We start from the raw sequence: 24,044 nt of genomic DNA on the forward strand, positions 1-24,044 counted from the left end.
TACAAGGCGATGCCGGTGACCGACCGTTCAGTGCCCTCTTTGCTGCAAGAGAGGGCCGACCAGCAGCCTGACAGCACTGCATATACGTACATCGACTACGGATCCGACCCCAAGGGATTTGCTGACAGCTTGACTTGGTCGCAGGTCTACAGTCGTGCATGCATCATTGCTGAAGAACTCAAGTTATGCGGGTTACCCGGAGATCGAGTGGCGGTTTTAGCGCCACAAGGACTGGAATATGTCCTTGCATTCCTGGGCGCACTTCAGGCTGGATTTATCGCGGTTCCGCTGTCAACTCCACAGTATGGCATTCACGATGACCGCGTTTCTGCGGTGTTGCAGGATTCCAAGCCGGTAGCCATTCTCACGACTTCGTCCGTGGTAGGCGATGTAACGAAATACGCAGCCAGCCACGACGGGCAGCCTGCCCCGGTCGTAGTTGAGGTTGATCTGCTTGATTTGGACTCGCCGCGACAGATGCCGGCTTTCTCTCGTCAGCACACCGGGGCGGCTTATCTCCAATACACGTCCGGATCGACGCGTACGCCGGCCGGAGTCATTGTGTCGCACACGAATGTCATTGCCAATGTGACACAAAGTATGTACGGCTATTTCGGCGATCCCGCAAAGATTCCGACCGGGACTGTGGTGTCGTGGCTGCCTTTGTATCACGATATGGGCCTGATTCTCGGAATTTGCGCACCGCTGGTGGCCCGACGCCGCGCGGTGTTGATGAGCCCAATGTCATTTTTGCGCCGTCCGGCCCGCTGGATGCAACTGCTTGCCACCAGCGGCCGGTGCTTTTCTGCGGCACCGAATTTCGCCTTCGAGCTGGCCGTGCGCAGAACATCTGACCAGGACATGGCGGGGCTCGACCTGCGCGACGTGGTCGGCATCGTCAGTGGCAGTGAGCGAATCCATGTGGCAACCGTGCGGCGGTTCATCGAGCGGTTCGCGCCGTACAATCTCAGCCCCACCGCGATACGGCCGTCGTACGGGCTCGCGGAAGCGACCTTATATGTGGCAGCTCCCGAAGCCGGCGCCGCGCCCAAGACGGTCCGTTTTGACTACGAGCAGCTGACCGCCGGGCAGGCTCGGCCCTGCGGAACCGATGGGTCGGTCGGCACCGAACTGATCAGCTACGGCTCCCCCGACCCATCGTCTGTGCGAATCGTCAACCCGGAGACCATGGTTGAGAATCCGCCTGGAGTGGTCGGTGAGATCTGGGTGCATGGCGACCACGTGACTATGGGGTATTGGCAGAAGCCGAAGCAGACCGCGCAGGTCTTCGACGCCAAGCTGGTCGATCCCGCGCCGGCAGCCCCGGAGGGGCCGTGGCTGCGCACCGGCGACCTGGGCGTCATTTCCGATGGTGAGCTGTTCATCATGGGCCGCATCAAAGACCTGCTCATCGTGGACGGGCGCAACCACTACCCCGACGACATCGAGGCAACGATCCAGGAGATCACCGGTGGACGGGCCGCGGCGATCGCAGTGCCCGACGACATCACCGAACAACTGGTGGCGATCATCGAATTCAAGCGACGCGGTAGTACCGCCGAAGAGGTCATGCTCAAGCTCCGCTCGGTGAAGCGTGAGGTCACCTCCGCGATATCGAAGTCACACAGCCTGCGGGTGGCCGATCTCGTTCTGGTGTCACCTGGTTCGATTCCCATCACCACCAGCGGCAAGATCCGGCGGTCAGCCTGCGTCGAACGCTATCGCAGCGACGGCTTCAAGCGGCTGGACGTAGCCGTATGACGGGAAGCATCAGTGGTGAAGCCGACCTTCGCCACTGGCTAATCGACTACCTAGTAACCAATATCGGCTGCACACCTGACGAGGTGGACCCCGATCTGTCGCTTGCCGACCTCGGCGTCAGCTCCCGCGACGCGGTCGTACTGTCCGGCGAACTGTCAGAGCTGCTGGGCAGGACCGTATCGCCGATTGACTTCTGGGAGCACCCGACGATCAACGCGCTGGCCGCGTATCTGGCCGCACCCGAGCCGAGCCCCGACTCCGACGCCGCAGTCAAGCGTGGTGCCCGGAACTCACTCGACGAGCCAATCGCCGTCGTCGGCATGGGATGTCGTTTCCCTGGCGGGATTTCGTGCCCAGAAGCATTGTGGGACTTTCTCTGTGAACGCCGTTCCTCGATCAGCCAGGTGCCGCCGCAACGATGGCAGCCCTTCGAAGGCGGGCCACCCGAGGTAGCCGCGGCGCTAGCGCGCACTACACGGTGGGGCTCATTTTTGCCCGACATCGACGCCTTCGACGCGGAATTCTTCGAGATCTCCCCCAGCGAAGCCGACAAGATGGACCCCCAGCAACGCCTGCTGCTGGAAGTGGCCTGGGAAGCGTTGGAGCACGCGGGAATCCCGCCCGGCACGCTGCGCCGCTCGGCAACAGGAGTGTTTGCCGGGGCATGCCTGAGCGAATACGGTGCGATGGCTTCCGCCGATCTGTCGCAGGTCGATGGTTGGAGCAATAGCGGTGGCGCGATGAGCATCATCGCCAACCGCCTCTCGTATTTCCTTGACCTGCGCGGCCCGTCGGTGGCGGTAGACACCGCATGCTCGTCGTCGTTGGTAGCGATCCACCTGGCCTGCCAGAGCCTTCGGACCCAGGACTGTCACCTGGCAATCGCAGCCGGCGTGAATTTGTTGTTGTCCCCGGCGGTATTTCGCGGTTTCGACCAAGTCGGCGCCTTGTCCCCGACAGGTCAGTGCCGTGCGTTCGATGCGACCGCCGACGGGTTTGTCCGCGGCGAGGGTGCCGGGGTAGTGGTGCTCAAGCGGTTGACCGATGCACAGCGCGACGGGGATCGGGTGCTTGCGGTGATCTGCGGTTCTGCGGTCAACCAGGACGGCCGATCCAACGGGCTGATGGCCCCCAACCCAGCGGCCCAGATGGCGGTGCTGCGTGCCGCCTACACCAACGCGGGGATGCAGCCCAGCGAGGTCGACTACGTCGAAGCGCACGGAACAGGGACGCTGTTGGGCGACCCGATCGAAGCCCGCGCTCTCGGAACGGTGCTGGGTCGCGGCCGGCCCGAGGATTCTCCGTTGCTCATCGGCTCTGTCAAGACCAACCTCGGTCACACCGAGGCTGCGGCTGGAATCGCGGGCTTCATCAAGACGGTGCTGGCTGTGCAGCATGGCCAGATTCCGCCAAATCAGCACTTCGAAACCGCGAACCCGCACATTCCCTTTACCGACTTGCGGATGAAAGTCGTTGACACACAAACTGAATGGCCGGCAACGGGCCATCCCCGCCGTGCCGGTGTGTCGTCGTTCGGCTTCGGTGGCACAAACGCGCACGTGGTGATCGAGCAGGGCCAGGAGGTGCGCCCCGCGCCTGGACAAGGCTTAAGTCCGGCGGTGTCGACCCTGGTAGTGGCCAGCAAGACTATGCAGCGGGTGTCCGCGACCGCGGGGATGCTAGCCGATTGGATGGAAGGGCCCGGCGCTGACGTGGCCTTGGCCGACGTGGCCCACACCCTCAATCACCACCGATCGCGGCAACCCAAGTTCGGCACGGTGGTGGCCCGTGACCGTACCCAGGCGATAGCCGGATTGCGTGCGCTGGCCGCCGGCCAACACGCCCCCGGCGTGGTCAACCCTGCCGAGGGCTCGCCGGGGCCGGGCACCGTGTTCGTCTACTCCGGCCGCGGTTCACAGTGGGCTGGCATGGGCCGTCAATTGTTGGCCGACGAGCCGGCTTTCGCGGCCGCGGTCGCCGAATTGGAACCGGTGTTTGTCGAGCAAGCCGGCTTTTCGTTGCACGACGTGCTGGCTAACGGCGAGGAACTGGTCGGTATCGAGCAGATTCAGCTCGGGTTGATCGGGATGCAGCTGGCCCTGACCGAATTATGGTGTTCCTACGGGGTGCGGCCCGACCTGGTGATCGGCCACTCCATGGGCGAGGTGGCCGCCGCCGTGGTCGCCGGGGCACTGACCCCGGCCGAGGGTCTGCGGGTGACCGCCACCCGGTCACGGCTGATGGCACCGTTGTCCGGCCAGGGCGGCATGGCACTGCTGGAACTCGACGCGCCCACTACCGAGGCGTTGATTGCCGACTTCCCACAGGTGACGCTCGGTATTTACAACTCACCACGGCAAACGGTGATCGCCGGGCCCACCGAGCAGATCGATGAGTTGATCACTCGCGTGCGCGCTAGGGACCGATTCGCCAGCCGGGTCAATATCGAAGTGGCCCCGCACAATCCGGCCATGGATGCTTTGCAGCCGGCGATGCGTTCGGAGCTGGCCGATCTGACCCCACGGACCCCCACCATCGGAATCATCTCCACCACCTACGCAGACTTGCACACCCAACCGGTCTTCGACGCCGAACACTGGGCCACCAACATGCGCAACCCCGTGCATTTCCAGCAGGCCATCGCTTCCGCCGGTAGCGGCGCCGACGGCGCCTACCACACCTTCATCGAAATCAGCGCACACCCGCTGCTGACCCAGGCCATCATCGACACTCTGCACAGCGCTCAACCCGGAGCCAGATACACCAGCCTCGGGACCCTGCAACGCGACACCGACGACGTCGTGACCTTCCGGACCAACCTCAACAAGGCCCACACCATCCACCCACCGCACACCCCCCACCCCCCCGAGCCACATCCGCCCATCCCCACCACCCCGTGGCAACACACCCGTCACTGGATCACCACCAAATATCCGGCCGGCTCTGTTGGATCGGCCCCCCGAGCGGGCACACTGCTCGGCCAACACACCACCGTCGCCACGGTCTCAGCGAGTCCGCCCTCCCACCTCTGGCAAGCAAGGCTGGCTCCGGACGCCAAGCCGTACCAGGGCGGTCATCGATTCCACCAAGTCGAGGTGGTCCCAGCTTCTGTTGTGCTGCACACAATCCTTTCCGCTGCAACAGAATTGGGCTACTCCGCGTTGTCCGAGGTCCGATTCGAGCAACCCATTTTCGCCGACCGGCCACGTCTAATCCAGGTCGTCGCCGACAACCGGGCGATCAGCCTGGCCTCGAGTCCGGCTGCCGGAACACCCTCAGACCGGTGGACGCGGCATGTTACCGCACAACTTTCCTCGTCACCGTCGGATTCGGCCAGCAGCTTGAACGAGCACCATCGCGCCAACGGGCAGCCGCCCGAACGTGCTCACCGCGACCTGATTCCCGACCTGGCCGAGCTGCTCGCAATGCGCGGCATCGATGGCCTGCCTTTCTCATGGACCGTCGCGTCGTGGACACAGCACTCGAGCAACCTCACGGTTGCGATCGATCTCCCCGAAGCTCTGCCCGAAGGGTCGACTGGGCCGCTCCTTGACGCCGCGGTGCACCTCGCCGCGCTATCGGACGTCGCTGATTCGCGGCTCTACGTGCCGGCAAGCATCGAGCAGATATCGCTCGGCGATGTCGTCACCGGGCCGCGTAGCTCGGTGACGCTGAACCGCACCGCTCACGACGACGACGGGATCACCGTCGATGTCACCGTTGCAGCCCACGGCGAAGTGCCGTCCCTGTCGATGAGGTCGCTTCGATACCGGGCTCTGGACTTTGGCCTAGACGTTGGTAGGGCGCAACCGCCCGCGTCGACCGGTCCGGTCGAGGCCTACTGTGATGCCACCAATTTCGTACACACGATCGACTGGCAACCGCAGACCGTTCCGGACGCGACGCACCCAGGGGCCGAACAGGTAACCCATCCAGGACCCGTCGCGATAATCGGCGATGACGGCGCAGCGCTGTGTGAGACCCTCGAAGGGGCGGGCTACCAGCCGGCCGTGATGTCCGATGGGGTGTCGCAGGCCCGCTACGTCGTTTACGTCGCGGATTCTGATCCGGCTGGCGCCGACGAGACCGACGTCGACTTCGCCGTCCGGATCTGTACCGAAATCACCGGTCTGGTGCGGACTCTCGCGGAACGCGATGCGGATAAGCCCGCGGCGCTATGGATCCTCACCCGCGGAGTTCACGAATCGGTCGCCCCGTCCGCGCTGCGCCAGAGTTTCCTGTGGGGCCTTGCCGGTGTCATCGCCGCCGAACATCCCGAGCTGTGGGGCGGACTGGTCGATCTCGCGATCAACGACGACTTAGGCGAATTCGGGCCGGCACTTGCCGAACTGCTTGCCAAACCAAGCAAGTCGATCTTGGTGCGTCGTGACGGCGTGGTGCTCGCCCCGGCCTTGGCTCCCGTCCGTGGCGAGCCGGCGCGCAAGTCCTTGCAGTGCAGGCCCGACGCGGCCTACCTCATCACCGGCGGCCTGGGCGCCCTTGGCCTGCTGATGGCCGATTGGCTCGCCGACCGCGGCGCTCATCGATTGGTGTTGACCGGCCGCACGCCATTGCCGCCACGGCGGGACTGGCAACTCGACACCCTCGACACCGAGCTGCGCCGGAGGATCGACGCGATCCGCGCCCTGGAAATGCGCGGGGTGACTGTCGAAGCCGTCGCCGCCGACGTCGGCTGCCGCGAAGACGTGCAGGCCCTGTTGGCCGCGCGCGACCGTGACGGAGCGGCACCGATCCGCGGGATCATCCACGCCGCGGGCATTACCAACGATCAATTGGTGACGAGCATGACCGGCGATGCGGTGCGACAGGTTATGTGGCCGAAGATCGGCGGCAGCCAGGTCCTACACGACGCATTTCCGCCCGGCAGCGTGGACTTCTTCTACTTGACCGCCTCGGCTGCCGGGATATTCGGCATTCCAGGGCAGGGTTCCTACGCCGCCGCCAATTCCTACTTGGACGCGCTGGCGCGGGCGCGCCGGCAACAGGGCTGCCACACCATGAGCCTCGACTGGGTAGCCTGGCGGGGGCTCGGATTGGCCGCGGACGCCCAGCTCGTCAGCGAAGAGCTAGCGCGAATGGGTTCGCGTGACATCACGCCGTCGGAGGCATTCACCGCTTGGGAATTCGTCGATGGCTACGACGTCGCGCAAGCGGTCGTGGTGCCCATGCCCGCTCCGGCGGGCGCCGATGGATCCGGTGCGAACGCTTACCTATTGCCGGCGCGGAACTGGTCGGTGATGGCAGCGACCGAGGTGCGATCCGAGCTCGAACAGGGGTTACGCCGCATCATTGCAGCCGAGCTGCGAGTGCCTGAGAAAGAGCTGGACACCGACCGCCCGTTCGCCGAGTTGGGTCTCAATTCCCTTATGGCAATGGCGATTCGGCGCGAGGCCGAGCAGTTTGTCGGCATCGAGTTGTCTGCCACCATGTTGTTCAACCACCCAACGGTCAAATCACTCGCCAGCTACCTTGCCAAACGTGTGGCACCGCACGATGTGTCACAAGACAACCAGATTTCCGCGCTATCCTCGTCGGCCGGAAGTGTGTTGGACAGTCTATTCGATCGCATCGAATCGGCGCCGCCTGAGGCCGAGAGGTCGGTGTGATGCGAACGGCTTTCAGCCGGATTTCCGGTATGACCGCGCAACAGCGCACCTCCCTAGCCGACGAGTTCGACAGGGTCTCTCGCATCGCCGTGGCCGAGCCGGTTGCGGTGGTTGGCATCGGCTGCCGCTTTCCGGGAGATGTGGATGGACCAGAGAGTTTCTGGGACTTTCTGGTCGCGGGCAGGAATGCGATCTCGACGGTGCCGGCAGATCGATGGGACGCAGAAGCGTTTTACCACCCCGACCCGCTAACACCGGGGCGGATGACGACGAAGTGGGGCGGCTTCGTCCCTGACGTCGCGGGCTTCGACGCCGAATTCTTCGGTATCACACCGCGGGAAGCCGCGGCGATGGACCCGCAGCAGCGAATGCTGCTGGAGGTTGCCTGGGAAGCACTCGAACATGCCGGCATACCACCGGATTCCCTCGGCGGCACCCGAACCGCCGTCATGATGGGGGTCTATTTCAACGAGTATCAGTCCATGTTGGCCGCCAGTCCGCAGAACGTAGACGCCTACAGCGGGACCGGAAATGCACACAGCATCACGGTGGGTCGCATCTCCTACCTGTTGGGATTACGGGGTCCGGCGGTCGCGGTGGACACCGCCTGCTCGTCGTCGTTGGTGGCTGTGCACCTGGCGTGTCAGAGTCTGAGGCTGCGCGAGACCGATCTGGCTCTCGCCGGTGGAGTGAGTATCACCCTTCGCCCAGAGACCCAAATCGCTATCTCTGCCTGGGGATTGCTGTCCCCGCAGGGCCGGTGTGCCGCATTCGATGCGGCGGCAGACGGATTTGTGCGCGGTGAGGGCGCCGGAGTGGTAGTGCTCAAGCGGTTGACGGACGCGGTGCGCGACGGCGACCAGGTGCTGGCGGTGGTGCGCGGTTCGGCAGTCAACCAGGACGGCAGGTCCAATGGCGTAACGGCGCCGAATACGGCAGCCCAGTGCGATGTGATCGCCGATGCCTTGCGATCCGGCGATGTGGCGCCTGACAGCGTGAATTACGTAGAGGCCCATGGAACCGGCACGGTGCTGGGCGACCCGATCGAATTCGAGGCCCTGGCCGCCACGTATGGCCACGGCGGGGACGCATGCGCGTTGGGTGCGGTGAAAACCAACATCGGTCATCTGGAGGCGGCCGCCGGGATCGCGGGGTTCATCAAGGCGACGCTGGCGGTACAACGCGCGACGATCCCGCCGAATCTGCATTTCTCGCAATGGAATCCAGCTATCGATGCCGCGTCGACCAGGTTTTTCGTTCCCACGCAGAACTCCCCGTGGCCAACCGCGGAGGGGCCGCGCCGGGCGGCGGTGTCGTCGTTCGGATTGGGCGGGACGAACGCACACGTGATCATCGAGCAAGGTAGCGAGCTGGCTCCGGTATCCGAAGGCGGCGAGGACACCGGGGTGTCGACGTTGGTGGTGACGGGTAAGACGGCCCAGCGGATGGCCGCGACGGCGCAGGTGCTGGCCGACTGGATGGAAGGTCCGGGCGCCGAGGTGGCCGTAGCTGATGTCGCCCACACGGTCAACCATCACCGGGCCCGCCAAGCCACGTTCGGCACCGTCGTAGCCCGTGACCGCGCCCAGGCGATAGCCGGACTGCGCGCGCTGGCCGCCGGCCAACACGCTCCCGGAGTGGTGAGCCACCAGGACGGTTCGCCGGGGCCGGGCACCGTATTCGTCTACTCCGGCCGCGGCTCGCAGTGGGCCGGGATGGGTCGCCAATTGTTGGCCGACGAGCCGGCTTTCGCCGCCGCGGTCGCCGAGCTGGAACCGGTGTTTGTCGAGCAAGCCGGCTTCTCGCTGCGCGACGTGATCGCCACCGGCAAGGAGCTAGTCGGTATCGAGCAGATCCAGCTTGGCCTGATCGGCATGCAACTGACATTGACTGAGCTATGGCGCTCCTACGGGGTGCAGCCCGACCTGGTGATCGGCCACTCCATGGGCGAGGTGGCCGCCGCCGTGGTCGCCGGAGCGCTGACTCCGGCCGAGGGTCTGCGGGTGACCGCCACCCGCGCACGGTTGATGGCGCCATTGTCCGGCCAGGGCGGCATGGCACTGCTGGGACTCGATGCTGCGGCCACCGAAGCGTTAATCGCGGACTACCCGCAGGTGACAGTGGGGATCTACAACTCGCCGCGGCAGACCGTGATCGCCGGGCCGACCGAACAAATCGATGAGTTGATCGCCCGGGTGCGCGCGCAAAACCGGTTTGCCAGTCGGGTCAATATCGAAGTCGCCCCGCACAATCCGGCCATGGATGCGCTGCAGCCGGCGATGCGTTCGGAGCTGGCCGATCTGACCCCACGGACCCCCACCATCGGAATCATCTCCACCACCTACGCAGACTTGCACACCCAACCGATCTTCGACGCCGAACACTGGGCCACCAACATGCGCAACCCCGTGCGCTTCCAGCAGGCCATCGCTTCCGCCGGTAGCGGCGCCGACGGCGCCTACCACACCTTCATCGAGATCAGCGCACACCCGCTGCTGACCCAGGCGATTGCCGACACCTTGGAAGACGCGCACCGCCCAACCAAGTCCGCAGCGAAATACTTGAGCATTGGCACCTTGCAGCGTGATGCCGATGACACGGTCACCTTCCGCACCAACCTCTACACCGCCGACATCGCCCACCCACCGCATACCTGTCACCCGCCCGAGCCGCACCCCACCATCCCCACCACACCCTGGCAACACACCCACCACTGGATCGCCACCACGCACCCGAGCACGGCAGCGCCAGAAGATCCGGGCAGCAATAAGGTTGTGGTGAACGGACAATCGACATCCGAGAGCCGTGCGCTCGAAGACTGGTGCCACCAGCTGGCCTGGCCGATCCGCCCGGCAGTCAGCGCCGACCCGCCCAGCACCGCCGCCTGGCTCGTGGTGGCAGACAACGAACTCTGCCACGAGCTGGCCCGTGCGGCCGATTCTCGGGTAGACAGCCTCTCGCCGCCGGCGCTCGCAGCAGGCAGCGATCCGGCCGCACTGCTCGACGCGCTGCGCGGTGTGGACAACGTGCTCTACGCTCCACCCGTCCCCGGTGAACTCCTCGATATTGAATCGGCCTACCAGGTTTTCCACGCAACGCGACGGCTAGCCGCCGCGATGGTCGCCAGCAGCGCCACGGCTATTTCCCCGCCGAAGTTGTTCATCATGACCCGCAACGCCCAGCCCATCTCGGAAGGCGACCGAGCCAACCCTGGCCACGCTGTGCTGTGGGGTCTCGGCCGGTCGCTGGCACTAGAGCATCCTGAAATCTGGGGCGGCATAATCGATCTCGACGATTCGATGCCCGCAGAGCTGGCCGTGCGGCATGTGCTGACTGCAGCCCACGGTACCGACGGGGAGGATCAGGTCGTATACCGGTCGGGCGCACGCCATGTACCCCGGCTGCAGAGGCGAACTCTTCCGGGGAAACCGGTCACGTTGAATGCCGACGCCAGCCAGCTCGTCATCGGTGCGACCGGCAACATCGGACCGCATCTCATCCGACAGCTCGCGCGGATGGGGGCTAAGACAATCGTCGCGATGGCTCGCAAGCCCGGCGCGCTCGATGAGTTGACCCAATGTCTCGCTGCGACCGGAACAGATCTCATCGCGGTGGCCGCCGATGCGACCGATCCCGCCGCCATGCAAACCCTGTTCGACCGATTCGGCACGGAGCTACCGCCCCTGGAGGGAATCTATCTGGCGGCCTTTGCGGGCCGCCCAGCGCTGCTGAGCGAGATGACCGACGACGACGTGACCACCATGTTTCGTCCCAAGTTGGACGCCTTGGCGTTGTTGCACCGACTGTCACTGAAGAGCCCAGTGCGCCACTTCGTTTTGTTCTCTTCGGTGTCAGGTCTGCTGGGTTCTCGATGGCTCGCCCATTACACCGCGACCAGCGCCTTCCTGGACAGCTTCGCCGGCGCGCGTCGCACCATGGGCCTGCCGGCCACCGTCGTCGACTGGGGACTGTGGAAGTCGCTGGCCGATGTGCAAAAAGACGCGACTCAAATCAGCGCGGAATCCGGGCTGCAACCCATGGCTGACGAGGTGGCCATCGGCGCGCTACCGCTGGTGATGAACCCCGATGCGGCAGTCGCGACCGTGGTGGTTGCCGCGGACTGGCCCTTGTTGGCCGCGGCATATCGAACGCGGGGAGCCCTTCGCATAGTCGACGACCTGTTGCCGGCACCGGAAGACGTCGGGAAGGGCGAAAGCGAATTCCGCACATCGTTGCGTAGCTGCCCGGCGGAGAAACGACGGGACATGTTGTTCGACCATGTGGGCGCCTTGGCCGCCACGGTGATGGGAATGCCGCCCACGGAGCCGCTCGATCCGTCGGCCGGCTTCTTCCAACTCGGCATGGACTCGCTAATGAGCGTGACACTTCAGCGGGCGTTGTCGGAAAGCCTGGGCGAGTTCTTGCCGGCGTCCGTGGTTTTCGACTATCCGACCGTTTACAGCCTCACCGACTACCTGGCCACCGTCCTGCCTGAGCTCCTCGAAATTGGGGCAACCGCAGTCGCAACCCAGCAAGCCACCGACTCCTACCACGAACTGACCGAAGCCGAGTTGTTGGAACAACTTTCGGAACGACTAAGAGGAACACAATGACCGCAGCGACACCAGATCGCCGAGCGATCATCACCGAGGCGCTGCACAAGATCGATGATCTCACGGCGCGCCTGGAAATCGCCGAAAAATCCAGCAGCGAACCGATCGCGGTGATCGGCATGGGTTGCCGGTTCCCGGGCGGGGTCAACAACCCCGAACAGTTCTGGGATTTGTTGTGCGCCGGCCGAAGCGGCATCGTCCGGGTTCCCGCGCAGCGGTGGGACGCCGACGCCTACTACTGTGATGATCACACCGTGCCGGGGACCATCTGCAGCACCGAAGGCGGTTTTCTCACCAGCTGGCAGCCAGATGAGTTCGATGCGGAGTTCTTCTCAATCTCCCCGCGCGAAGCGGCGGCGATGGACCCGCAGCAGCGATTGTTGATTGAAGTTGCGTGGGAAGCGCTAGAAGACGCGGGCGTCCCGCAACACACCATTCGCGGTACGCAAACCTCGGTATTCGTCGGTGTCACCGCCTACGACTACATGCTCACGCTGGCGGGCCGGCTACGACCTGTTGACCTCGACGCGTACATCCCAACCGGGAACTCGGCGAACTTCGCCGCCGGACGGCTGGCCTACATCCTCGGGGCACGCGGACCCGCGGTGGTCATCGACACGGCCTGCTCATCGTCGTTGGTGGCGGTGCACCTGGCATGCCAGAGCCTGCGCGGGCGGGAAAGCGATATGGCGTTGGTGGGTGGAACCAACCTTTTGCTGAGCCCGGGACCCAGCATCGCTTGCTCGCGATGGGGGATGCTGTCACCGGAGGGGCGGTGCAAGACCTTCGATGCGTCCGCCGATGGGTACGTGCGCGGCGAGGGTGCCGCGGTGGTGGTGCTCAAGCGGCTGGATGACGCGGTGCGCGACGGCAACCGCATTCTTGCCGTGGTACGCGGTTCGGCGGTCAACCAGGACGGTGCCAGCAGCGGAGTGACCGTTCCCAACGGGCCAGCGCAACAGGCGTTGCTCGCCAAAGCATTGACGTCGTCGAAGTTGACAGCGGCCGATATCGACTACGTCGAGGCCCATGGAACTGGTACTCCGCTGGGCGACCCGATCGAACTCGATTCACTGAGTAAGGTTTTCAGCGATCGAGCGGGTTCGGATCAGTTGGTGATTGGATCGGTGAAGACCAATCTCGGTCACCTGGAAGCGGCGGCCGGTGTCGCCGGGCTGATGAAAGCCGTGCTCGCGGTACACAACGGCTACATTCCGCGGCATCTTAACTTCCACCAGCTGACACCACATGCAAGTGAGGCCGCATCTCGGCTGAGGATCGCCGCCGATGGTATTGACTGGCCAACCACCGGTCGACCTCGCCGGGCGGGGGTGTCGTCGTTCGGCGTCAGTGGGACGAATGCACACGTGGTGATCGAGCAGGCACCCGATCCGATGGCCGCTGCGGGAACGGAGCCGCAGCGCGGCCCCGTTCCCGCGGTGTCGACGCTGGTGGTGTTCGGCAAGACCGCACCGCGGGTGGCTGCGACGGCATCGGTGCTGGCAGATTGGCTGGACGGCCCCGGCGCGGCGGTGCCGCTGGCCGATGTCGCGCACACCCTCAACCATCACCGGGCCCGTCAGACCAGGTTCGGCACGGTAGCCGCTGTCGATCGGCGCCAAGCGGTGATCGGGTTACGCGCGCTGGCCGCGGGTCAATCCGCCCCCGGGGTGGTGGCACCCCGCGAAGGCTCCATCGGAGGCGGCACGGTGTTCGTCTACTCGGGACGAGGATCGCAGTGGGCCGGAATGGGGCGCCAACTGCTGGCCGACGAGCCGGCATTCGCCGCTGCCATCGCCGAACTGGAGCCGGAATTCGTTGCTCAAGGCGGGTTTTCGCTGCGCGACGTGATCGCCGGCGGAAAAGAGTTGGTTGGCATCGAACAGATCCAGCTGGGACTGATCGGGATGCAGCTGGCGCTGACCGCGTTGTGGCGCTCATACGGCGTGACACCCGATGCGGTGATAGGTCACTCGATGGGCGAAGTGGCCGCCGCGGTGGTGGCCGGGGCGCTGACCCCGGCCCAGGGATTACGGGTGACCGCGGTCCGGTCGAGGCTGATGGCGCCGCTGTCCGGGCAGGGCACGATGGCGTTGCTGGAACTCGACGCCGAAGCCACTGAGGCGCTGATTGCCGACTACCCCGAGGTGAGCCTGGGGATCTATGCCTCCCCACGCCAAACCGTGATTTCCGGGCCGCCGCTATTGATCGACGAGCTCATCGACAAGGTGCGCCAACAGAACGGCTTCGCTACCCGAGTCAACATCGAGGTGGCCCCCCACAACCCGGCCATGGATGCACTGCAACCGGCGATGCGTTCGGAATTGGCCGATCTCACCCCGCAACCGCCGACCATCCCGATCATCTCCACCACCTACGCCGACCTCGGCATTTCCCTGGGTTCCGGCCCCAGGTTCGACGCCGAGCACTGGGCAACCAACATGCGCAACCCGGTACGGTTCCACCAGGCCATCGCTCATGCCGGCGCCGATCACCACACCTTCATCGAGATCAGCGCCCACCCGCTGCTGACCCACTCGATCAGCGACACCCTGCGCGCCAGCTACGATGTCGACAACTATCTGAGCATCGGCACCTTGCAACGCGACGCTCACGACACCCTCGAGTTCCACACGAACCTCAACACGACCCACACCACCCATCCCCCCCAGACTCCCCACCCCCCCGAACCCCACCCCGTGCTGCCCACCACCCCATGGCAGCACACCCAGCACTGGATCACCGCCACGTCGGCCGCTTACCACAGGCCCGACACCCACCCGTTGCTTGGCGTCGGTGTCACCGACCCCACTAACGGCACCCGGGTTTGGGAAAGCGAGCTCGACCCTGATCTGCTGTGGCTCGCCGATCACGTCATCGACGATCTCGTTGTGCTGCCCGGGGCGGCCTACGCTGAGATCGCGCTGGCGGCGGCGACCGACACCTTCGCAGTCGAGCAAGATCAGCCCTGGATGATCAGCGAGCTCGACCTTCGGCAGATGCTGCATGTGACCCCAGGCACCGTGTTGGTCACCACGCTCACCGGCGACGAGCAGCGATGCCAGGTCGAAATACGCACCCGCAGCGGGTCTTCGGGATGGACCACCCACGCCACCGCCACCGTTGCCCGCGCCGAGCCGTTAGCACCGCTGGATCACGAAGGACAGCGGCGCGAGGTAACCACTGCCGACCTCGAGGACCAACTGGATCCCGACGACCTGTATCAGCGCCTGCGCGGCGCCGGCCAACAGCACGGACCCGCGTTTCAAGGCATCGTGGGGCTGGCCGTCACGCAAGCTGGCGTGGCCCGTGCGCAAGTACGGCTACCCGCATCGGCCAGAACGGGTTCCCGTGAGTTCATGCTGCACCCGGTGATGATGGATATCGCGTTGCAGACACTGGGAGCCACCCGGACGGCGACCGATCTGGCCGGCGGCCAGGACGCCCGGCAGGGCCCATCTTCCAACTCGGCCTTGGTGGTACCGGTGCGTTTCGCCGGTGTCCACGTGTACGGCGATATCACCCGCGGGGTTCGCGCGGTCGGCTCTCTGGCCGCAGCCGGTGACCGGCTGGTCGGCGAGGTAGTCCTGACCGACGCGAATGGCCAACCGCTGCTGGTCGTCGATGAAGTCGAGATGGCGGTGCTCGGATCCGGCAGTGGCGCAACGGAACTCACCAACCGCCTATTCATGTTGGAGTGGGAGCCCGCACCGCTGGAAAAGACCGCCGAGGCTACGGGTGCCCTGTTGCTGATCGGTGACCCCGCCGCGGGTGACCCGCTGCTGCCCGCGCTGCAGTCGTCGCTGCGCGACCGCATCACCGACCTCGAGCTGGCATCCGCGGCCGACGAAGCCACGCTGCGCGCGGCGATCAGCCGAACCTCCTGGGACGGGATCGTTGTGGTCTGTCCGCCCCGAGCGAACGACGAATCGATGCCGGACGAGGCTCAACTGGAGTTGGCACGCACACGCACGCTGCTGGTCGCCAGCGTGGTCGAGACCGTGACGCGAATGGGTGCCCGCAAGAGCCCCCGACTGTGGATCGTCACCCGTGGCGCTGCACAGTTCGACGCAGGCGAGTCGGTCACGTTGGCGCAGACCGGCCTACGTGGCATCGCACGGGTGCTGACATTTGAGCATTCGGAGTTGAATACCACCCTCGTAGATATCGAACCGGACGGCACCGGCTCGCTGGCCGCCCTGGCCGAGGAGTTGCTTGCCGGTTCCGAGGCCGACGAGGTCGCCTTGCGCGACGGTCAACGCTATGTCAACCGGCTGGTGCCCGCACCCACCACGACCAGTGGTGATCTCGCCGCCGAAGCTCGCCACCAGGTGGTGAACCTGGACAGCTCGGGCGCTTCCAGGGCAGCTGTCCGACTGCAGATCGATCAACCCGGACGGCTGGACGCACTAAACGTTCACGAGGTGAAACGGGGCAGACCGCAAGGCGATCAAGTCGAGGTTCGCGTCGTCGCCGCCGGACTCAACTTCAGCGACGTGCTCAAAGCGATGGGCGTGTATCCGGGACTCGACGGTGCCGCGCCGGTGATCGGCGGCGAATGTGTCGGCTACGTGACGGCCATCGGTGACGAGGTTGACGGCGTCGAGGTCGGACAGCGAGTTATCGCATTCGGCCCTGGCACATTCGGGACCCATCTGGGGACCATCGCCGATCTCGTCGTCCCAATTCCGGACACGCTAGCCGACAACGAGGCGGCCACGTTCGGCGTCGCCTATCTCACCGCCTGGCACTCGCTGTGCGAGGTCGGGCGCCTATCCCCCGGCGAACGCGTGCTCATCCATTCCGCCACCGGCGGTGTTGGAATGGCGGCGGTCTCGATCGCGAAGATGATCGGCGCCCGCATCTACACGACGGCCGGTTCGGACGCCAAACGGGAAATGCTTTCCAGGCTCGGTGTCGAGTACGTCGGCGACTCGCGAAGCGTGGATTTCGCTGACGAGATCCTCGAGCTGACAGACGGCTACGGTGTGGACGTCGTTCTCAATTCGCTGGCGGGCGAGGCGATTCAACGCGGCGTGCAGATCCTTGCGCCCGGTGGCCGGTTCATCGAACTGGGCAAGAAGGACGTCTACGCCGATGCCAGCTTGGGCTTGGCCGCGCTAGCCAAGAGCGCGTCCTTCTCCGTGGTCGACCTCGACCTGAATCTCAAGCTGCAGCCGGCGCGCTACCGCCAACTCCTGCAACACATCCTGCAGCACGTGGCGGATGGCAAACTCGAGGTACTTCCCGTCACCGCATTTAGCCTGCACGATGCGGCCGACGCATTCCGGCTTATGGCATCCGGTAAACACACCGGCAAGATCGTCATCTCGATACCCCAGCACGGCAGCATCGAGGCGATCGCTGCCCCGCCACCACTTCCTCTGGTCAGCCGCGACGGCGGCTACCTCATCGTCGGCGGTATGGGTGGTCTCGGATTCGTCGTCGCGCGCTGGCTGGCTGAGCAAGGTGCGGGACTGATTGTCCTCAACGGACGCTCGGCCCCCAGCGACGAGGTGGCAGCCGCTATCGCGGAGCTGAACGCCTCCGGTAGCCGGATCGAGGTGATCACCGGCGACATCACCGAGCCAGACACCGCCGAGCGGCTGGTGCGGGCGGTCGAAGACGCCGGGTTCCGGCTGGCCGGGGTGGTGCACAGCGCGATGGTTCTCGCCGACGAGATCGTGTTGAACATGACCGATTCCGCCGCTCGGCGAGTGTTCGCCCCGAAGGTCACCGGCAGCTGGCGGCTTCATGTGGCCACCGCCGCGCGCGACGTCGACTGGTGGCTGACCTTCTCCTCGGCCGCCGCGCTGCTGGGCACTCCCGGGCAGGGCGCGTACGCCGCCGCCAACTCGTGGGTCGACGGCCTGGTCGCGCATCGGCGCTCGGCCGGACTTCCCGCTGTCGGGATCAACTGGGGCCCGTGGGCCGACGTTGGACGCGCGCAGTTCTTCAAAGACCTCGGGGTGGAGATGATCAACGCCGAGCAGGGGCTTGCCGCCATGCAGGCGGTACTCACCGCCGATCGCGGGCGCACCGGTGTGTTCAGCCTCGACGCGCGGCAGTGGTTCCAATCGTTCCCCGCTGTGGCGGGGTCCTCGCTGTTCGCGAAGCTGCATGACTCGGCGGCCCGCAAAAGTGGGCAGCGGCGCGGCGGGGGCGCGATTCGCGCTCAGCTAGACGCCCTCGACGCGGCCGAACGCCCAGGCCACCTCGCGTCCGCGATCGCCGACGAGATCCGTGCGGTGCTGCGCTCAGGCGATCCCATCGATCACCACCGACCGCTGGAAACCCTGGGACTCGACTCGCTGATGGGCCTGGAATTGCGCAATCGGCTGGAAGCAAGTCTGGGCATCACGTTGCCGGTCGCGTTGGTGTGGGCATACCCGACGATCAGCGATCTCGCGACCGCCCTGTGCGAACGAATGGACTACGCGACACCCGCGGCTGCGCAGGAGATTTCCGATACAGAACCCGAACTGTCCGACGAGGAGATGGATTTGCTCGCCGATCTGGTTGACGCCAGCGAGCTGGAAGCTGCGACGCGAGGCGAGTCATGACAAGTCTGGCGGAGCGCGCGGCGCAACTGTCGCCGAACGCGCGAGCGGCCCTGGCGCGCGAGCTCGTCCGTGCGGGTACGACCTTCCCGACCGACATCTGCGAGCCGGTGGCGGTGGTGGGCATCGGCTGTCGCTTTCCGGGGAATGTGACTGGGCCAGAGAGCTTTTGGCAGCTACTGGCCGACGGTGTGGACACAATCGAGCAGGTGCCGCCTGATCGGTGGGATGCGGACGCGTTCTACGATCCCGATCCTTCGGCGTCGGGTCGGATGACGACGAAATGGGGTGGTTTCGTTTCCGATGTCGACGCGTTCGACGCCGACTTTTTCGGAATCACTCCTCGGGAAGCCGTGGCGATGGACCCGCAGCATCGGATGCTGCTCGAGGTTGCCTGGGAAGCGTTGGAGCACGCGGGTATTCCGCCGGATTCCTTGAGCGGCACTCGAACCGGCGTGATGATGGGTCTGTCGTCGTGGGACTACACGATCGTCAATATCGAGCGCAGAGCCGACATCGACGCGTACCTGAGCACCGGAACCCCGCACTGTGCCGCGGTGGGGCGGATCGCGTATCTGTTGGGATTGCGTGGTCCGGCCGTCGCCGTAGATACCGCTTGTTCGTCGTCGCTGGTGGCAATTCACTTGGCGTGTCAGAGCCTTCGCCTGCGTGAAACCGACGTGGCATTGGCGGGCGGGGTGCAGCTCACCTTGTCACCGTTCACCGCCATCGCGCTGTCCAAGTGGTCGGCGCTGTCACCGACCGGCCGATGCAACAGCTTCGACGCCAACGCGGATGGATTCGTGCGCGGCGAGGGCTGCGGCGTGGTGGTGCTCAAGCGGTTGGCCGACGCGGTGCGCGACCAGGACCGGGTGCTTGCGGTGGTCCGCGGTTCGGCAACTAACTCCGATGGTCGGTCCAACGGCATGACCGCACCGAACGCGCTGGCGCAGCGTGACGTGATCACATCCGCCCTCAAGCTTGCGGATGTTACCCCTGACAGCGTGAACTATGTCGAAACACACGGCACCGGAACGGTGTTGGGGGACCCCATCGAGTTCGAGTCGCTGGCGGCCACTTATGGCCTGGGTAAAGGCCAGGGCGAGAGCCCGTGCGCATTGGGGTCGGTCAAGACCAACATCGGCCACCTGGAGGCGGCCGCCGGTGTGGCTGGATTCATCAAGGCGGTGCTGGCGGTGCAACGTGGGCACATTCCCCGCAACTTGCACTTCACCCGGTGGAACCCGGCCATCGACGCGTCGGCGACGCGGCTGTTCGTGCCGACCGAAAGCGCCCCGTGGCCGGCGGCTGCCGGTCCACGCAGGGCTGCGGTGTCATCGTTCGGCCTCAGCGGGACCAACGCGCACGTGGTGGTCGAGCAGGCACCCGACACCGCAGTAGCCGCAGCCGGCGGCATGCCGTATGTTTCGGCGCTGAACGTCTCCGGCAAGACGGCCGCGCGGGTGGCGTCGGCGGCGGCGGTGCTGGCCGACTGGATGTCGGGGCCGGGCGCGGCGGCACCACTGGCCGACGTGGCACACACGTTGAACCGGCACCGGGCCCGGCACGCCAAGTTCGCCACCGTCATCGCGCGTGACCGCGCCGAGGCGATCGCGGGGTTGCGAGCGCTGGCGGCCGGACAACCACGCGTTGGGGTGGTGGATTGCGACCAGCATGCCGGTGGGCCTGGCCGGGTTTTTGTGTATTCGGGTCAGGGCTCGCAGTGGGCGTCGATGGGCCAGCAGTTGCTGGCCAACGAACCGGCGTTCGCCAAGGCGGTAGCCGAGCTGGATCCGATATTCGTTGACCAGGTTGGCTTTTCGCTGCAGCAAACGCTTATCGACGGCGACGAGGTGGTGGGCATCGACCGCATCCAGCCGGTGCTGGTCGGGATGCAGTTGGCGCTGACCGAGTTATGGCGGTCCTATGGGGTGATTCCAGATGCCGTGATCGGGCACTCGATGGGTGAGGTGTCGGCGGCAGTGGTGGCCGGCGCGTTGACGCCCGAGCAGGGCTTGCGGGTCATCACCACCCGGTCGCGGTTGATGGCGCGGCTGTCGGGGCAGGGAGCGATGGCGCTGCTCGAGCTGGATGCCGACGCCGCCGAGGCGCTGATTGCCGGCTATCCGCAGGTGACGCTGGCGGTGCATGCGTCACCGCGCCAGACGGTGATCGCCGGGCCGCCCGAGCAGGTGGACACGGTGATCGCGGCGGTAGCGACGCAAAACCGGTTGGCGCGCCGCGTCGAAGTCGACGTGGCCTCCCATCACCCGATCATCGATCCCATACTGCCCGAGTTGCGAAGCGCGTTAGCGGATTTGACTCCGCAGCCGCCGAGCATCCCGATCATTTCCACTACGTACGAAAGCGCGCAGCCGGTGGCGGATGCCGACTATTGGTCGGCCAACCTGCGCAACCCGGTGCGATTCCACCAGGCCGTCACCGCCGCCGGTGTCGACCACAACACCTTCATCGAAATCAGCCCTCACCCCGTGCTCACGCACGCACTCACCGACACCCTGGATCCGGACGGCAGCCATACAGTCATGTCGACGATGAACCGCGAACTGGACCAGACGCTGTATTTCCACGCCCAACTCGCCGCGGTCGGTGTGGCTGCGTCCGAGCACACCACCGGTCGCCTTGTCGACCTGCCCCCCACAACGTGGCACCATCAGCGATTCTGGGTCACGGATCGTTCGGCGATGTCCGAGCTGGCCGCGACCCACCCGCTCCTGGGCGCGCACATCGAGATGCCGCGCAACGGAGACCATGTCTGGCAGACCGATGTCGGCACCGAGGTCTGTCCCTGGTTGGCAGACCACAAGGTGTTCGGTCAACCCATCATGCCGGCCGCGGGGTTCGCCGAGATCGCCTTGGCGGCGGCCAGCGAAGCCCTCGGCACAGCCGCCGACGCCGTCGCACCCAACATCGTGATCAACCAGTTCGAGGTGGAGCAGATGCTGCCCCTCGACGGCCACACGCCGCTAACGACGCAGTTAATTCGCGGCGGGGACAGCCAGATTCGGGTCGAGATCTATTCCCGCACGCGTGGCGGAGAGTTCTGCCGACACGCCACGGCCAAGGTTGAACAATCGCCGCGCGAATGTGCGCACGCGCACCCGGAAGCCCAAGGTCCCGCCACCGGGACAACAGTGTCGCCGGCCGATTTTTATGCCCTGCTCCGCCAAACCGGCCAACACCATGGTCCGGCGTTCGCGGCCTTAAGCCGGATCGTGCGCCTGGCCGATGGTTCCGCGGAAACCGAGATCAGCATTCCCGACGAGGCGCCGCGCCATCCCGGGTATCGGCTGCACCCCGTGGTATTGGATGCGGCATTGCAAAGCGTGGGTGCCGCGATACCCGACGGCGAGATCGCGGGGTCGGCGGAAGCCAGCTATCTGCCAGTGTCGTTCGAGACCATCCGGGTGTACCGCGACATCGGTCGGCACGTCAGGTGTCGTGCCCACCTGACAAACCTCGACGGCGGCACCGGAAAGATGGGCAGGATCGTCCTAATCAACGACGCCGGCCACATAGCGGCCGAAGTGGACGGCATCTATCTGCGTCGTGTCGAACGCCGTGCGGTACCCCTGCCACTAGAGCAGAAGATCTTCGATGCCGAATGGACCGAAAGCCCGATCGCAGCCGTGCCGGCTCCGGAGCCAGCTGCCGAGACGACGCGGGGAAGTTGGCTGGTACTCGCCGATGCAACGGTGGATGCGCCAGGCAAGGCCCAGGCCAAGTCGATGGCCGACGACTTCGTGCAGCAGTGGCGCTCGCCGATGCGGCGGGTGCACACCGCCGATATCCACGACGAATCGGCGGTGCTGGCCGCATTTGCAGAAACGGCAGGCGATCCCGAGCACCCGCCGGTTGGCGTGGTGGTGTTCGTCGGCGGTGCCTCGAGTCGACTGGACGACGAGCTGGCGGCGGCGCGCGACACGATGTGGTCGATCACCACGGTGGTTCGTGCGGTCGTCGGCACGTGGCACGGCCGATCACCGCGGCTATGGCTGGTCACCGGGGGCGGACTTTCCGTTGCCGACGACGAGCCGGGAACACCCGCGGCGGCTTCCTTGAAAGGGCTGGTGCGGGTGCTCGCCTTCGAGCACCCGGACATGCGCACCACCCTGGTCGATCTGGACATCACACAAGACCCGCTGACCGCGCTGAGCGCGGAACTGCGGAATGCCGGGAGTGGGTCGCGCCATGATGACGTGATCGCGTGGCGCGGCGAGCGCAGGTTCGTCGAACGGCTGTCGCGCGCCACGATCGATGTATCCAAAGGGCATCCGGTGGTGCGCCAGGGAGCGTCGTACGTCGTCACCGGCGGCCTCGGCGGTCTCGGCCTGGTCGTCGCTCGTTGGCTGGTGGACCGCGGCGCCGGCCGGGTGGTGCTGGGTGGCCGCAGCGATCCCACTGACGAGCAGTGCAACGTCCTGGCCGAACTGCAGACCCGCGCCGAGATCGTGGTTGTCCGTGGCGACGTGGCATCGCCGGGGGTGGCAGAAAAGCTGATTGAGACGGCCCGACAGTCTGGGGGCCAATTGCGCGGCGTCGTGCACGCCGCCGCGGTCATCGAAGACAGCCTGGTGTTCTCTATGAGCAGGGACAACCTAGAACGGGTGTGGGCACCCAAGGCCACCGGTGCGCTGCGCATGCACGAAGCCACCGCTGACTGCGAGCTCGACTGGTGGCTCGGATTCTCTTCCGCCGCTTCGCTATTGGGTTCTCCCGGGCAAGCGGCCTACGCGTGCGCCAGCGCGTGGCTGGACGCGCTGGTCGGATGGCGCAGGGCATCCGGCCTGCCGGCCGCGGTGATCAACTGGGGTCCGTGGTCGGAGGTAGGCGTCGCCCAGGCCTTGGTGGGCAGTGTTCTCGACACGATCAGTGTCGCAGAAGGCATCGAGGCTCTCGACTCATTGCTTGCCGCCGACCGGATCCGCACTGGAGTGGCTCGGCTGCGTGCCGATCGGGCCCTGGTCGCATTCCCGGAGATCCGCAGCATCAGCTACTTCACCCAGGTGGTCGAGGAGCTGGACTCGGCGGGTGACCTCGGCGACTGGGGCGGGCCCGACGCGCTTGCCGACCTCGACCCGGGCGAGGCGCGGCGCGCGGTGACCGAGCGGATGTGTGCGCGCATCGCTGCGGTGATGGGCTACACTGACCAGTCGACTGTCGAACCCGCCGTGCCCTTGGACAAGCCCCTGACCGAGCTGGGGCTGGATTCTCTGATGGCGGTACGAATACGCAACGGCGCGCGGGCGGATTTCGGCGTGGAACCGCCGGTAGCGCTGATACTGCAAGGCGCGTCCTTGCATGACCTGACGGCGGACTTAATGCGCCAACTCGGGCTCAATGATCCCGATCCGGCGCTCAACAACGCTGACACTATTCGCGACCGGGCGCGCCAGCGCGCGGCAGCGCGACACGGAGCCGCGATGCGGCGCCGACCTAAACCTGAAGTACAGGGAGGATAA

Annotated in this window: 5 protein-coding genes; all 5 read left to right on the forward strand. The window is 65.6% G+C overall.

Annotated elements, in window-relative coordinates:
- Positions 1–9 precede the first annotated feature (9 nt).
- From fadD26 to ppsD, 5 genes are read left to right on the forward strand one after another with little or no spacing between them, the layout of a single operon-like run.
- Positions 10–1,761, forward strand: a complete 1,752-nt coding sequence (gene fadD26, locus FF952_RS15465) for a long-chain-fatty-acid--AMP ligase FAAL26/FadD26 (RefSeq protein ID WP_003904960.1) — start codon at positions 10–12, stop codon at positions 1,759–1,761.
- Positions 1,758–7,388 carry a phthiocerol type I polyketide synthase PpsA gene (gene ppsA, locus FF952_RS15470; protein ID WP_003904111.1) on the forward strand — a complete coding sequence of 1,877 codons (5,631 nt, stop codon included), beginning with the start codon at positions 1,758–1,760 and terminating at the stop codon, positions 7,386–7,388. The genes fadD26 and ppsA overlap by 4 nt, the downstream gene beginning before the upstream one ends.
- Positions 7,385–12,001: a phthiocerol type I polyketide synthase PpsB gene (gene ppsB, locus FF952_RS15475; RefSeq protein WP_003414835.1), complete on the forward strand. Its 4,617-nt coding sequence runs from the start codon at positions 7,385–7,387 to the stop codon at positions 11,999–12,001. The genes ppsA and ppsB overlap by 4 nt, the downstream gene beginning before the upstream one ends.
- Complete coding sequence (gene ppsC, locus FF952_RS15480) at positions 11,998–18,564, forward strand: phthiocerol type I polyketide synthase PpsC (protein ID WP_003414837.1); 6,567 nt, start codon at positions 11,998–12,000, stop codon at positions 18,562–18,564. The genes ppsB and ppsC overlap by 4 nt, the downstream gene beginning before the upstream one ends.
- Positions 18,561–24,044 carry a phthiocerol type I polyketide synthase PpsD gene (ppsD, locus tag FF952_RS15485; RefSeq protein WP_031653921.1) on the forward strand — a complete coding sequence of 1,828 codons (5,484 nt, stop codon included), beginning with the start codon at positions 18,561–18,563 and terminating at the stop codon, positions 24,042–24,044. The genes ppsC and ppsD overlap by 4 nt, the downstream gene beginning before the upstream one ends.

The organism is Mycobacterium tuberculosis complex sp. N0072, from assembly GCF_030323725.1.
Lineage (GTDB): Bacteria > Actinomycetota > Actinomycetes > Mycobacteriales > Mycobacteriaceae > Mycobacterium > Mycobacterium tuberculosis.